Here is a 14,115-nt window from a genome sequence, read left to right on the forward strand (position 1 = left end):
TTGATGAGAAAGCGATGAAACGCGAGAGTAATCACCGGAACACGGCCGAGGAAGGGAGCCGGTGGAACGTGGAAAAATGCGATGTGAGCCATCCGAGCGATCCATACTCGCAGCTCAGGGTGGCCGCACATGGCCGAGTTCGATAATGAGCGTTTCTCGCTCTTGGCCCCCCTTGTCCCCCCTTGCTCGTGAGGCAGATCGCGATCGCCTCCGACTCCACGAACGAGCCGCGTGCCGCGATCGCGGAAGCCTGCCGTGGAGCGGCAGAGACAGGGTGGGGTGTGTCGATGGAGTCGGCTGCCTACCTCGAACTCGACCGACGCGGCACTGAATCACTGGTCATCAGCGGCTGGTTCCATGTCGTAGGGCTCGAATTCGATGTAGTCGAGGGGGTTCTCGTCGCGGCGTCCGAGCGGGGGCAGTCCCTCGGCCGCGTATTGGCCGCGCAGCCATTCCAGCAGGGTTTTGGTGAGGCCGGTGTTGAGCGGTGGTCCTTGGTCGGCATGGCGCGGTACGACGATCAATGGCCAGTCGTCCGGCGTGGCACCTTCGGTCAGCCAGCACAGTTGGTCGCCGTCGATGGAGTCGGCGAAGGGCAGGAATCCCCCGGGCTCGGGATACACGGCCAGCGGATGGTACTCAGGGAACTCGGCTCGCTGCCCCTGGTAGGTCTCCGCGTACCACTCGGCCCATGGTGCGAGCGCATACTGGCCCTCGCCGAACGGGATGTGGAAGCGCAGCCAGCCGCACCAGGAGCCGGCCCCGTACCGCTCCATCAGCCGTACGTACTCGCCGGGCAGGCGTGTACCCAGCCGTTCGTACAGCCAGTCCCAGTTGTGCTTACCGAGCGAGGGTGTCTCCGGCGGCGGGACGAATGCGATCAAAGTCCCCAGCCCGCTGCCTGCGGTGAGCGCCGCCCGCTGCTGAGCGGTTGGCTCAGGTCGCCGAGGCGGCGGTGTCCACGGGGTGCGCTCCAGATCGGTTTGCATGCCACTTCGGGCGGCCACCGGGCGCATGCCGTCGGCCACGAGCCGGGCCAGCGTCGGCACGAGCGGGGTCGCGAAGCGCCGCCAGGGGTCGCGGCCCGCGTTCTCGTCGTCCTGACAGTGCATGACGACCGGCCACTGGTCGGGGTCGTCGGAGGCCGTGGTGTCCCAGTAGAGGGTATCGGCGGTACGGGTGGCGCCGAAGGGAAGGACACCGGGGGCGTCACGCCGAGTCCGCTGGACCCAGGTCCCATAGTCGAACCAACCGCGGTTGACGCAAGGCATGTGAAGCCAGAGCCAGGCGCCGATGTCGAGTGGGCCGTACATGGCAGCGATGGCCTTGTAGTCGGCGGGCAGGCTCGTCCCCAACCAGGACTCGACTGCCGGCCAGTCGACAGGTACGGCGTAGTCGGCCGGCGGATCGCCGAAGATCTCGGCGAAGGCGTTGACGTGCGGGTCTGAAGCGTTCACGGGTCTATGGACCTTTGCCGGGAGCGAACGGGTGTTGACCGGGAGGGCGGGGAAGCACCTGGGCTTCTTCCAACCTGCGGCAAGGACGGGGTGGTTGGGCTGACATTGTGGTGAAGCCCCTGGTAGATGGGTTTTCGATCAAGAGAACCGTCTCCGCCGGAGGCTTCGCATGCCTGTCTACCCGTCGGACGTCGGCGTGTCCAGTTATGCCCTACGCCTCCTGTCCACCTGTCTGCGGCAGCACCGTCGCACGACCGGCTCCCACTGGCGGCGTCCGAGCATCGGGTCCGGCCGGCCGGATGCCGGTTCAGATGGGGTGTCCGGCGGCGTGGTCGGCCATGACGGCGGGTAACTGACCTGGCCTGTGCTCCGCAGTGTGGACAGGCCGCAGTGCCGGTCGTGTCCGGCTGGCACTCGAAGGTCTTCTGCCCACGGCATCGTCCGGCGCCGGGTCCGCCCCGGCCGCCGGGGAGGAGGTCGGCCGGCTGCCGGGGCGGAGACAAGGGCCCGTGTTCGACCGGGCTGTCGTCGCGGGGCCTCCCGATTCGCCGAGGCGTTCGGGGACTTGGGAGGGCCCCACGCCATGGGCGTCAGACGCGTCCTGTGCCGGCTCCGGCGAGCGTCTGCGTCGGCACGATCACGCTCAGACCCAGCACGCCCAAGTCGACGCTGCCGTCGGACTCGGCGTACCACCGCCAGTGCGCCCCGGGCACGTCGCCGACCGTGAGCACGATCCAGCCGCCGCCGTCGGGTGCCGACAGGTCCGCCAGCACCCGCGCCTCCTCGGCCGTCGGCGCGTCCAGCAGGACGACGAACCCGGTGACCTCGCCGGTGCGGGCCGCACCCCGCACCAGACCGACGCCCAACTCCTGGGCGGAGTTCAGGACTTCGTCGGGCGCCTTGCCCTTCACATCCGCCACCGAACGCACCCGCACCAGACCGTTGAGCCCCGGCAGGGCGCTCGCGCTCGGGTCCACCGAGACCACCACGGTGCGCTGCCGGGGCAGTTCCAGCAGCCCCCTGACCAGTGCGGCCACGGTGTCCTGGGCGACCGTGAGGTCACCGCAGACGCTCAGCGCGCCGTTGATCTGCCCGAGGTCGACCATGACCTGCGCGTCCCGCTCGCCCACCCCGACCCGGGCCAGGTGCGGCATGGCCAGGCCCAGGTCGGCCGAGGGGTCGCCCTCGACGACCGACGGCAGGTTCGTGCGCTCCCAGCGGGTCGGGGCCAGCGCGGTCCACGGCGCCGGGGCCTGCGCCGCTCCCGAGACCGAGGCGAGCAGCTTGGTGGGCTCGGCCAGCACGCTGTACACCCGGACCGGCCGGGCCGTCTCCGAGGCGGCCGCCGGCACGATCTCGCGCAGCGCCTGACGGACCATCACCGGCGTCCGGGTGTCCGCCGCCAGCCGCCTGGCCAGCGCACCCCGGCGACGCCGCCGCAGCGCCAGGGCCATGCCGCGCGGCAGCCGGGGCCGCAGTACCCGGCCCGCACGGGCCGCGCCGGAACCGGTCGCCCGGGCCGCCCGGCCGAGCGGGCGGCGGGCGACGATCGTCACGGTCAGCGCGGTGACCCCGGCGATCCCGCCCGCGAGCAACGGCAGCGGGACCTTGCCGCTCACCGCGGCGAGCGGTCCGCTCGCCTTCGCGGCCTTCGTGGGCGCCGTACTCGCCGCGGCCGTCGACGAGTTCTGCCCGGACCCGGCGGACCCGGCGGACCCGGCGGACCCGGTGGACTTCGACTGCGGCAGGACGCCGACCTGGACGCCGGAGCCGGCCGCGTCCTCCGGGAGGATCAGCGCGAAGCCGGGCTGCAGCTGGTCGGGGCTGACGAACACCGAGCCGTCCGGCAGCAGACGCCCGCTGTTGAGCACCAGGATCTCCTCGAACCGGTTGCCGTCGCCGAGGGTGCGCTGGGCGATGTCGAACAGCGTGTCCGGCTTGCCGCCGTTCTCCTGCGGCGACCTGACGACGTAGAACTTCGTCACGTCCTCGGCCAGCAGCACGTGGCCCGGCCGGGTCGGGACCGCCGCGTGGGCGGGCGCGGGCAGCGCCATCCAGGTGACGAGTGCCAGGGAGCACACCGCCATCGCCTGTGCGGTCCTGCGCTGCACGTCCGTCCGCCGGACCCGGACCGTCGTCGCCGGTGCGTCTCGCATCTTTCTCGTCCTCCTCCGTCAGGGCCGTCGACGCGCGGCTGGGAGCGCGTCGGCCGTCACACGGGTGGATCGCCCGGTCGGTTCAAACTCTCTGAACCGTTCCCGGACCTGAGCCGTGCACAGGGCGCCGAAGAACGAGAAGCGGGGAGGCGCCGAGATGGCACGACGGCACACCACGGGCTGGGAGGTCCTGGGGTTCACCAACGACCCCACCCCCGGCGATCCGGAGGCCATCCGGACGCTGGCCGGCACGTACCAGGAACTCGGTGACGGGGCCGGCGAGGCCTTCGACTTGCTGAGCTCCGACGGGGCGATCCGGCAGGGCAAGGGCAAGGCGATGGACGCCCTCCGGGAGAAGATCAACAAGGATCTGCCGGGGATGCTGGCCAGGACCCGGGACTCCTTCCGGGACGCGGCCGAGGCGTACACCACGTACGCCGACACCCTGACGAACGCCCAGGACATGCTGGACCGGGCGATCGACGAGGGCCAGGAAGTGGCCGCGACCGCGCAGTCGGACGTACCGGCACTGGCCGCGGACGCCACCCCGGACCAGGTCGAGGCGCACGACACCCAGCAGGGTCAGGTCGACGAGGCGAAGAGCCGGCTGTCGGCCGCCGAGGGGTTGGGGCGGCAGGCGGAGCAGCTGCGACAGGACGGGTCGCGGCGGGCCTCGGTCATCCTGGACGAGGCGGCGAACGAGGCGATCCCGGAGCGCGGTTTCTTCAAGAAGCTCGGCGACTTCCTCGCCGACAATCCGTTCATCGAGATCATCGCGGGCATCATCGTCGGGATCGTCGCCGTCTTCTTCCCCTTCGTGGGCGTGCTCCTCGGGGCGGCCCTGCTGGGCCTCTCCCTGATCCGGATGGCCTCCCAGGGCAAGTTCGACGTGGGAGACATCGTCATCGGCATCCTGACGCTGGTACCCGGCGGTGTGCTGCTCGGCGCGCTCGGCAAGGTCGGCGGCACGGTGGCCAAGCTGGCGAAGATCGCCCCGTTCCTCGCCAAGCTGGGCAAGGGAGCCGGTACCGTCTCCGCCACCCTGACGAAGATCATTCAGGGCTCGACCGCGTTCCGCAAGGTCATCGCCCCGCTGGGCAAGGGCCTGGTGGGGCTCGGCGAGAACCCGGCGCTCGCCGCCTTCGGCAAGGTCGCGGTCGACGTGGGCACCGAGTTCACCCTCGGGTTCGCGGCGTCGGGCATCACGGCGCTGGCCGACGGCAAGAAGTTCGACCTCGGACCCGCCGCGATCGGCTCGCTGATCGGCGCCGCCTCCGGCGGTGCGCTCTCGCTGTTCGGCGGGACCAAGTTCGCCAACAGGTTCAAGGACGCCTTCACCACCGAGGGCAAGTTCAAGAGCAACATCGACAAGGCGTTCTCGCTGGAGAGCCTCGGCGTCACGAACGGCAAGTTCAAGCCCAGCGGCGTCTTCCACGTGGACGGCAAGGGAGTGCCCCAGAAGACCGGCTTCCACGGCATCAACGGCTCGACCGGCACGGACGCGTCCACCGGCGAGCTGAAGACCAAGGTGACCACGCCGGACGGCACCAAGACCGAGGCGAAGGTCGTGCCGCCCGGCCCGAAGGACGTCGACGGGCCGCGCGGCGACGATCTTCCCTTCGCGCCGCCGGACGCGGACACCAAGATCAAGACCACCACCCCCGACGGCTTCACCTCGGAGACCAAGAACGGCGCGAACACCATCACGTCGCCGGTCGGGGACAAGGTCACCTCGGACGGCACGACGACCAAGATCGAGACCCCGCTGCGCGGCCCGGAGTTCGGGGAGAAGGCGTTCGACGTCGGCGCCGGGGAGTTCGCGGGGACCATCAAGGACTCCTTCGGCGGGCTCGGCGCGAAGGCGCCCACGATCGGCACCGAACTGTCGCCGAACGGCTTCAAGACCTCCGGCTCCTTCGGCGAGGTCGACCACCGGAACGGCGTCACCACCATCAGCTCGCCCGGCGCGGACGGCAACGGCCCGACGCCCCAGTTCACGCTGAACGGCCACGAGATCAGCACGCCCGGCGGCGTCGGCGCCACCGACCGCCCGGACTTCGGCTCGGTGCACGCCCCCGGAATCTCGGTCGACCACCAGAACGGCGTCCACTCGGTCTTCACCACCCCGCACCCGGACGGCGGCACCCCTGCGGTCATCACCCACAACCCGGCCGACAACAGCATCGGCGTCAACCTCGGCCACAACACCACGATCACCGCGAACGCCGGTCACATCAACAACGGGGTGTCCTTCCCGAGCGGCTCGCACGCCTCGGTCGACAACGGCGGCACCGTCCACGTGAACAACGGCGGTCCGGGCGGACAGGGCGTCACCGTGCCGCCCGCGCACTCCACCCAGCCGGTCACCGTCACCGACGGCGCCACCACGACCACCCTGCCGCAGGGCGGCGGCGCGACCGTCACCACGCCCGGCGGGCACACCACCACCCTCGACAACACCGGCTTCACCGTGCACACCGGGGGCGCCAACCCGGACACCGTGCAGTTCCACGGCGGCAACGGCAACGGCACGCTCGACGTGACCCCGGCCGGCGGGCACCCGCCGGTGACCGTGCACCCGAGCGGCGACGTCTCCGTCGGCGGCATCAGGACCGACCACACCGGCGGCGGCAGCGCCACCAACGGCACCCACACGGTGGACTTCTCGCCGCACGGCGTCACCTTCAAGGGAGCCGACGGCAACGGCTTCGGTGTCAGCCCGGGCGGACGCTTCGACGTCGACGGCATCCACCACACCCCGGACGGGGTCGTCACCGCCGGGTCGACCACGCTGCACAAGGACGGCTCCGCGGCCATCGCGCACGACGGCCAGAAGTTCGACGTCGGCCCCGACGGCCAGATCACCGTGACCCCGCCGAAGGGCGCCCCGAACGCAGACGGCGCCCCGGGCAAGGAAGGCGTCCCCACCACCGAGGGCGTCCCGACCACCGAGGGCGTCCCGCAGCCCACCCCCGGCCACCCCGTCACCCTGGGCAACGCCACCATCAGCGTGGACGGCAGCGGCTCCCACACCGTCACGCTCACCGGCAAGAACGGCACCACCGTCTCGGTGAACAACGGCACGACCACCCTCAACCAGGGCCCCGTCCAGGTCAGTCACGGCCCGAACGGCATCACCGGCAGCACGGGCGGGGCCCACCCCGTCCAGATCAGCCACGGGCCCGACGGCACCTCCACCGTCAGCCACGGCGGCACCACGGTCAGCACCGCCCCGAACGCCCCGACCACCGTCGGCCCGCACGGCGCCGGCGGCCCGCCCGCGGTCACCGTCACCCCGCCGAAGGGCGGGAACCCGGTGCAGGTCACCACCGCCGACGGCAGCACCTCCACCCTGACCGGCAACGGCGCCCACACCGACGTGGGCGGCAACAACGCCGCGAACGCCACCGTCGGCCCGAACGGCGCCGTCACCACCTCGGCCCCGGCCGGCGCCCACACCACCGTCGACCACGGCCCGAACGGCACCGTCGCCACCGACAACGGCAGCGGCTTCGCCGTCGACAACAACGGCACCGTCACCGACGGCACCCTCACCGTCCACCCGGACGCCGACGGCCACGCCACCATCGCCAACCCCGCGGACGGCGGCACCCAGGCGACCCTGAGCCCGAACGGGATCGACACCCAGGGCGTCAGCACCACGGTGAACGGCGACGGAGACGTCGTCCTCACCCACCAGCCGAACGGCGCGCAGTCGCCCAGCACCGCCACGATCGGCCAGGACGGCTCCCTCTCCGCCCAGGGCCCCGACGGCGCGATCGCCGGCCGCGGCCCACGGCCCCACAACCCCGGCGAGGGCGGTGGGGTCCCCGCGACCAGCACGACCGTCATCGGCGCGGACGGCAACGTGATCACCTCGAACGGGCAGACCGTCACCCACTCGGACGGCGGCTTCACCACCACGATCACCCACGGCCCGGGCGGCCGGACCACCAACACCGTCCACGACAAGTCCGGCGTCGGCCACAGCATCGACGGCAACGGCCAGGCCACCGTCCACAACTCCCCCTCCGGCGCCGACATCGGCGGCAGCAACACCCAGGTCACCGTCCACACCCCGGCACAGGAGGGCTGGGGCCTGTTCGGCAAGCCCAAGACGACGGGCGGTGAGAACACCCTGTCCAACGGCCCGAACGGGCCCACCATCACCACCCACGGCGCCGACCCGATCGCCGAGCCCGGCAGCACGGTCGTCCACCACACCGCCGACGGCCACGAGGGCGAGTTCACCACCACCTACGGTCCGGCCCAGGGCACCTTCGGCCCCGGCGGCGTCCACAGCCTCGGCCCCTCCGGAACCCACCTGGACCCGGTCACCCATCAGCCCATCGACACCGCGGGCCGCCCGATCGGCAACGGCCCCGGCCAGACCCCGATCAGCACCATCGACGGCAACGGCCACAGCGGCATCACCGTGAACGCGCCCGGCGGCGGCCCCACCGTGCACCACGAGGGCTTCCTCGGCGGCAAGACCACCGTCGACACCGGGAACGTCACCGTCACCAAGACCCCCGGCGACAAGGAGAACGCGGGCACCGCGGGCCAGAAGGCCGGAATCCTCGACGGACCGCACAACCCGCAGACCCAGACACCCCCGCACGGACCCGAGACCTTCACCGTGGGCGGCAACAACGGCGGGCCCGGCGTGGAGGTACCGGTCGGCAGCGGCAAGTCCACCGTCCACGGCGGCCACTTCGACGTGAAACCGGCCGGCAACGGCACCTTCGAGGTCTCCCTCCCCGGCGGCGGCGGAGGCGGCCACGGCCCGGGCAACACCGTCACCGTCGGCAAGGACGGCACCCTGTCCGGCCCGGGGGTGACCACCGACGGCCCGCCACCCGGACAGCAGGGCCCGGCCGGACCCCCGCACGCCAAGCTCAGCAACGGCACCACCATCACCCAGGGCCCCGGCGGCACCACCGTCACCAGCCCGCACGGCGGCGCCACCAGCACCTTCGACCACGGCACCGCGACCACCCACGACCCGGCGAACGGGGTGACGATCACCCAGCACCCGGGCGGCAAGGCCACCTTCACCAGCACCGCCGGCGGCGACACCACCACCGTCCACGTCAAGAACGGCGGCGTGGACGGCACGGTCACCAAGCCAGACGGCAGCACCTTCAAGGTCGACGTGGGCACCAGCGGCGCCGCCAAGGTCAAGGACGGCAACGGCAGGACCGTCGCCGACGTGGACGCGGCCGGCTCCGTCAACGAACAGCACTCACCGGTCCACGAGTACTACTCGTACACCAGCAGCCCCACCTCGGTCACCGACCTGCGCGAGTACGGCTACCAGGCCGTCACCGGCGTCCTCAAGGGCGTCTTCAGCTCGGGCATCAGCGCCGCCTACGCCATCGACAACCAACACGCCGACCCGCTCACCACCCTGGAGAACGCCGGCATCCGCCTCGGCAACGGCATCGGCAGCGGGCTCGCGAGCACAAAGCTGGAGAACACCCACATCTTCAAGACCAAGGGCCCCGAGACGGCCATCTCCAGCATCCCCACGAAGGTCCTCGGCGGCCTGAACAACAACGCCGACGTCGACTTCGCACATTCCAACGACGAAAAGCCCATCACCCTCTGAACCACTTCGGCGACCCACGCGTGTGTAGGGCGCCGAACCGAAAAGGCAGAAAAGACAGAAGAGAAACGGGAGAAATTCCAATGGCCGACTACATCGTCAACGACGAGAAGACCGCCGCCTCCGCCGCCAGCACCATGAACGAGTACGACACCGCAGTGGCCCAGCTGGAGAAGATCGCGCGGGACCTCCACGCCCTGACGGAGGACGGCTACAACACCCCCGGTGCCAAGAAGTACTTCCTCCCCTTCGTGGACGAGTTCAAGCAGCACTACCAGCAGGTCGTCGACGGCCTGACGGGCATCTCCAAGTACGTCGACGGCGTCGGCAAGGGCTTCAACCAGCTCGACGACAGCATGGGCAGCAGCCTCAGCCAGTAGGTCCAGGCACACCGGCCGGGCCGGGTCCGTCCCCGCGGCCCGGCCCGGCCGCCGTCGACACCATCTCTCCCGCGTGCACCGAGGAGCACCGACCATGCGTGTGACCGTGACCGCCGTCGACCCGCAGCAGGGCCAGACCGCGGACATCATGATCGAGGCCGACCCGTCGGTTCCGGTCGGCGAGCTCGCCGAGGAACTCGGCCGACGGCTGCGCGGCGGTGACCCCGACGCGCCCCCCGCCCTCTTCCACAGCGGCACCGAGCTGCCGTACGACCAGCCGGTGGGCGCCACCGGCCTGCGGGCCGGCAGTCTGCTGTCCCTGGACCGGCCCGTCGCCTTTCCCGGCCGGGAACCGGACGGCGTCGTCGAGGTGCGCGCCGTCGGCGGCACCGACGCCGGCGCCGTCTTCCGGCTGCCGCCCGGCGACTACGAGATCGGCGCCGCGCACGCCTGCCGGATCCGGCTGACCGCCGACGACCTCGCCGAGACGGCCGCCCTCCTCAAGGTCTCCGCCGCCGGCACCGCGACCGTCCGTTCCGCGCCGGGTGAGCAGGCCCTGCTCGACGACACCGCCGTACCGGACTGGGCCGACTGGCCGGCCGGCGGTGTCCTCAAGGTCGGCCCCACCCTGCTGGAGCTGACCGAGCCCACCCTGCCCGACGCCGCCCTCGTCCCCTCCGAGGACGGGGTCGGCCTCGACTACAACCGCCCGCCGAGGCTGCTGCCGCCGCCCGTGCAGAACCGGTTCAAGCTGCCGGTGCCGCCCGGCAAGCCGCCCCGCAGCAAGATCCAACTGCCCCTGATCTTCGCGCCGTTGGTGATGTCCCTGGTCTCCGTACTGCTGCTGCACAACACCCGGTTCCTGGTCTTCGGCCTGCTGTCCCCGGTCCTCGCCCTGGTCAACCAGCTCTACGGCAAGAAGCGCGGCAAGGAGAACCACCAGCAGCAGGTCGCCGAGTACGAGCGGAAGAAGGCCGAGCTGGAGGAGGAGGTGACCGAGGCGGTCCTCGCCGAGCAGCGGGCCCGCCGGGCCGCGAGCCCCGATCCGGCCAGCGCCCTGCTCATCGCCGCCGGGCCCCGCCTGCGGCTGTGGGAGCGCCGCTGGCGCGACGACGACTTCCTGCTGCTGCGCCTCGGCGTGGCCGACCGCCCGGCCTTCGTGGAACTGGAGGACCCGGCCCAGGCCGAGCACCGCCGCCGCCTCACCCGCACCACCCGGGCCGTCCCCGTCACCGTGCCGCTGCGCGCGGCCGGGGTCCTGGGAGTGGCCGGCCGAGACGCGGCCGATCCGCTGGTGCGCTGGCTGACCGCCCAGGCGGCCACCCTGCACAGCCCCACCGACCTGCGGATCTGCGTCCTCGCGGGCAGCGGCGGCGAGGACCGCTGGTCCTGGGTGCACTGGCTGCCGCACACCGCCCCGCTCGGCGAGGACACCCGCAGCATGGTCGGCGCCACCGCCGAGTCCACCGGCCGCCGGATCGCCGAGATCTGCGCCGTCATCGCCGCCCGGCAGACGGCGGGGGAGAAGGCACCGCGCGGCGGCGCGGCCGGTGAGCCCGACATCCTGGTCGTCCTCGACGGCGCCCGCCGGCTGCGGGCCCTGCCCGGCGTCATCCAGATCCTGCGCGAGGGCCCGGCCGTCGGCGTGTACGCGGTGTGCGTGGACGACGAGGCCCGGCTGCTGCCCGAGGAGTGCCAGGCCGTCGCCGTGGTCGGCACCGACGGCCGGCTGCGGGTCGAGCGGACCGGCGCCGACCCGGTGGACGGCGTCCTGACCGACGCTCCGGGCCGCGCCTGGTCCATCGGCGTCGCCCGTGCCCTCGCCCCCCTGCGGGACGTCGGCGACGAGGCCGAGGAGAGCCTGCTGCCCGGCTCCGTACGGCTGCTCGACGTCCTCGGCCTGGAACCGCCGGTCCCGGACGGGATCGCCGCCGGCTGGGTCGTGCGCGGCCGCAGCACCAGGGCGGTCCTGGGCACCGGCGTCGACGGGCCGTTCTCCGTCGACCTCGCCGCCGACGGACCGCACGGACTGATCGCGGGCACCACCGGCTCCGGCAAGTCCGAACTGCTGCAGACCCTGGTGGCCGGCCTCGCCGTCGCCAACCGCCCCGACGAGCTGAACTTCGTGCTCATCGACTACAAGGGCGGCAGCGCCTTCGCCGAGTGCGAGGATCTCCCGCACACCGTCGGCATGGTCACCGACCTCGACACCCACCTCGTGGAACGCGCCCTGGTCTCCCTCGGCGCCGAACTCAAGCGCCGCGAGCACATCCTGGCCGTGGCCGCCGCCAAGGACCTCGACGACTACACCGACAAGCGCACCCGGCGGCCGGAACTCGGACCGCTGCCCCGACTGGTCCTGGTCATCGACGAGTTCGCCTCCATGGTCCGCGAACTGCCGGACTTCGTCAGCGGGCTGGTCAACATCGCCCAGCGGGGCCGCTCCCTCGGCATCCACCTGATGCTCGCCACCCAGCGGCCCTCCGGGGCGGTCACCGCCGACATCCGGGCCAACACCAACCTCCGTATCGCCCTGCGCACCACCGACACCTCCGAGAGCCGGGACATCATCGACGCCCCCGACTCCGGCCAGCTCTCGCCCCGCACGCCCGGCCGCGCCTACGCCCGGCTCGGCCACGCGGCCCTGCTGCCCTTCCAGACCGGCCGGATCGGCGGCCGCCGCCTCTACCCGGGGGCCGCCGACGACAAGCCCCCCGCGCCCGTCCTCACCGAACTCCACTGGGAGGCGCTCGGCGACCCGCTGCCCCGCGCGGCGGAGACCGAGCAGGCCGTGCAGCCCGTCACCGACCTGTCCGTGCTGGTCGAGGCCGTGCGCGGGGCGGCAGAGCAGCTGACGGTGGAGCCCCCGCGCCGGCCCTGGCTGCCGCCGCTGCCCGACTCCCTCGAGCTGGCCGGCCTGTCCACGGCGCCCGCCGCTCCGGGGCAGCTGCCCGCGGTTGCGTACGGCATGGTCGACGTCCCGGCCGAGCAGGCGCAGCGCGAACTCGTCTTCGACCTCGACCGGATGGGCCACCTGCACGTCATCGGCTCGCCGCGCAGCGGCCGTTCGCAGACCCTGCGCACCCTGGCCGCCGCCCTGGTCCGGGCGCACGGCACCGCCGACCTCCACCTCTACGGCCTGGACTGCGGCAACGGCGCCCTGCAGGCCCTCACCGGACTGCCGCACTGCGGCGCGGTGGTGGACCGCGGCGAGGCCGAGCGGGTCGTACGGCTGACGAACCGGCTCACCGCCGAGGTGGCCCGGCGGCGCACGCTGCTCGGCCGGCACGGCGTCGCCGACCTGACCGAACTGCGCCGGAACCTGCCGGAGGAGGAGCGGCCCGCGCACATCGTGCTCCTGCTCGACCGGTTCGAGGCCTTCGAACGGGAGTACTCGGCCTTCGACCAGGGCAGTGTGCTGGACGCCATGGTCCTGCTGATGCGCGAAGGGGCCGGCGTCGGCGTGCATCTGGTGATCGCCGGCGACCGGGTGCTCGGCCAGAGCCGGTTCTCCGCCACCACCGAGGACAAGCTGGTGCTGCGCCTCAACGAGCGCAACGACTACTCGACGGTCGGGCTGACCGTGCGCAACGTCCCGGAGGACCTGCCCGCAGGCCGCGCCCTCCAGCCCAAGGACGCGACGAGCGCCCAGATCGCGCTGGTCGACGGCGCGGACCCGAGCGGCGCCGCCCAGACCCGCGCGCTGGCCGCACTGGCCGGGCGCACCACGCAACGGGACGCCGGGGTCCCGGCGGAACGGCGGCCGTTCCGGGTGGACGTCCTGCCCGACCGGCTCGGCTTCGAGGAGGCGCTCTCGCGCAGGCCGAAGCAGGTCTCCCCGCTGTGGGCGATGGTCGGCGTCGGCGGCGACGAACTCTCCGCCCAGGGCACCGACCTCTCCCAGGTCCCGTCCTTCGTCATCGGCGGGCCGCCGCGCTCCGGCCGCAGCACCGTGCTGCTCACCATGGCCCGCTCGCTGCTCGACCTGGGCACGAAGATCCTGGTGGTCACCCCCCGGACCTCGCCGCTGCGGGGGCTCGCCGGACACCCCGGGGTGGTCGGGCTGTTCACGGACGCCGACGTCGAGGTCGCCGACTTCCGCGCCGCGCTCGGCAAGGTGGACTCACCGGCCGGCGCGATCCTGGTCGACGACGCCGAACTGATGATCAACTCGGAGCTGGACAACGACCTCGCCTCGCTCGCCCGGGGAAGTGCCGGTGACGGCTGGGGCCTGATCGTGGCCGGCAACAACGAGGTCCTGCTCGGCGGTCTGTCCGGCTGGCAGTCCATCGTGCGCCGCAACCGCTGCGGAGCCCTGCTCTCCCCGCGCTCGGCCAGCGACGGCGAGCTCGTCGGTGCCCGCCTGCCGCGTGGCCTCATCGGCCAGGACAACGAACCGGGCCGGGCCCACCTCCAGGTCGGCGACGGCCGCTTCCTGACGGTCCGGGTACCGAAGACCACGGTCGACTAGCCGGGCCGCACGGCGATCGGCCCCCGGCTTCCCGGCCGGGGGC

The 14,115-nt window shown here is 72.4% G+C and carries 5 protein-coding genes; 3 read left to right on the top strand and 2 right to left on the bottom strand.

The genetic code is table 11. From position 1 onward, the window contains the following. Positions 1–332 precede the first annotated feature (332 nt). Both ACFWPQ_RS34370 and ACFWPQ_RS34375 read right to left on the bottom strand, forming a co-directional pair. A complete protein-coding gene (locus tag ACFWPQ_RS34370) occupies positions 333–1,457 on the bottom strand; it encodes an SMI1/KNR4 family protein (RefSeq protein ID WP_384043520.1) in 1,125 nt (374 codons plus the stop codon). A gap of 590 nt (positions 1,458–2,047) precedes the next feature. Beyond that, positions 2,048–3,613, bottom strand: a complete 1,566-nt coding sequence (locus ACFWPQ_RS34375) for a hypothetical protein (protein WP_384043523.1) — start codon at positions 3,611–3,613, stop codon at positions 2,048–2,050. A gap of 157 nt (positions 3,614–3,770) precedes the next feature. On the opposite strand from ACFWPQ_RS34375, the gene ACFWPQ_RS34380 reads away from it, so the two are divergent. The 3 genes from ACFWPQ_RS34380 (at position 3,771) to ACFWPQ_RS34390 (ending at position 14,072) form a co-directional block, all read left to right on the top strand. Continuing rightward, on the top strand, positions 3,771–9,224 hold the full coding sequence (locus ACFWPQ_RS34380; protein ID WP_384043526.1) for a hypothetical protein: 5,454 nt from the start codon (positions 3,771–3,773) through the stop codon (positions 9,222–9,224). Between the two features lie 80 nt (positions 9,225–9,304). Then, entirely contained in the window at positions 9,305–9,601 is a 297-nt protein-coding gene (locus ACFWPQ_RS34385) for a WXG100 family type VII secretion target (protein WP_361292658.1), read from the top strand. Between the two features lie 94 nt (positions 9,602–9,695). Further along, on the top strand, positions 9,696–14,072 hold the full coding sequence (locus ACFWPQ_RS34390) for an FtsK/SpoIIIE domain-containing protein (protein ID WP_384043530.1): 4,377 nt from the start codon (positions 9,696–9,698) through the stop codon (positions 14,070–14,072). Positions 14,073–14,115 lie beyond the last annotated feature (43 nt).

It is taken from the genome of Streptomyces sp. NPDC058464 (assembly GCF_042721035.1).
In the GTDB taxonomy this organism is placed as follows: Bacteria; Actinomycetota; Actinomycetes; order Streptomycetales; family Streptomycetaceae; genus Streptomyces.

What these genes read in the sequence shown, in the direction of transcription:
- ACFWPQ_RS34375 (WP_384043523.1), bottom strand. Translation starts at nt 3,613, where the DNA reads ATGCGAGACGCACCGGCGACGACGGTCCGGGTCCGGCGGACGGACGTG.
- ACFWPQ_RS34380 (WP_384043526.1), top strand. Translation starts at nt 3,771, where the DNA reads ATGGCACGACGGCACACCACGGGCTGGGAGGTCCTGGGGTTCACCAAC.
- ACFWPQ_RS34385 (WP_361292658.1), top strand. Translation starts at nt 9,305, where the DNA reads ATGGCCGACTACATCGTCAACGACGAGAAGACCGCCGCCTCCGCCGCC.
- ACFWPQ_RS34390 (WP_384043530.1), top strand. Translation starts at nt 9,696, where the DNA reads ATGCGTGTGACCGTGACCGCCGTCGACCCGCAGCAGGGCCAGACCGCG.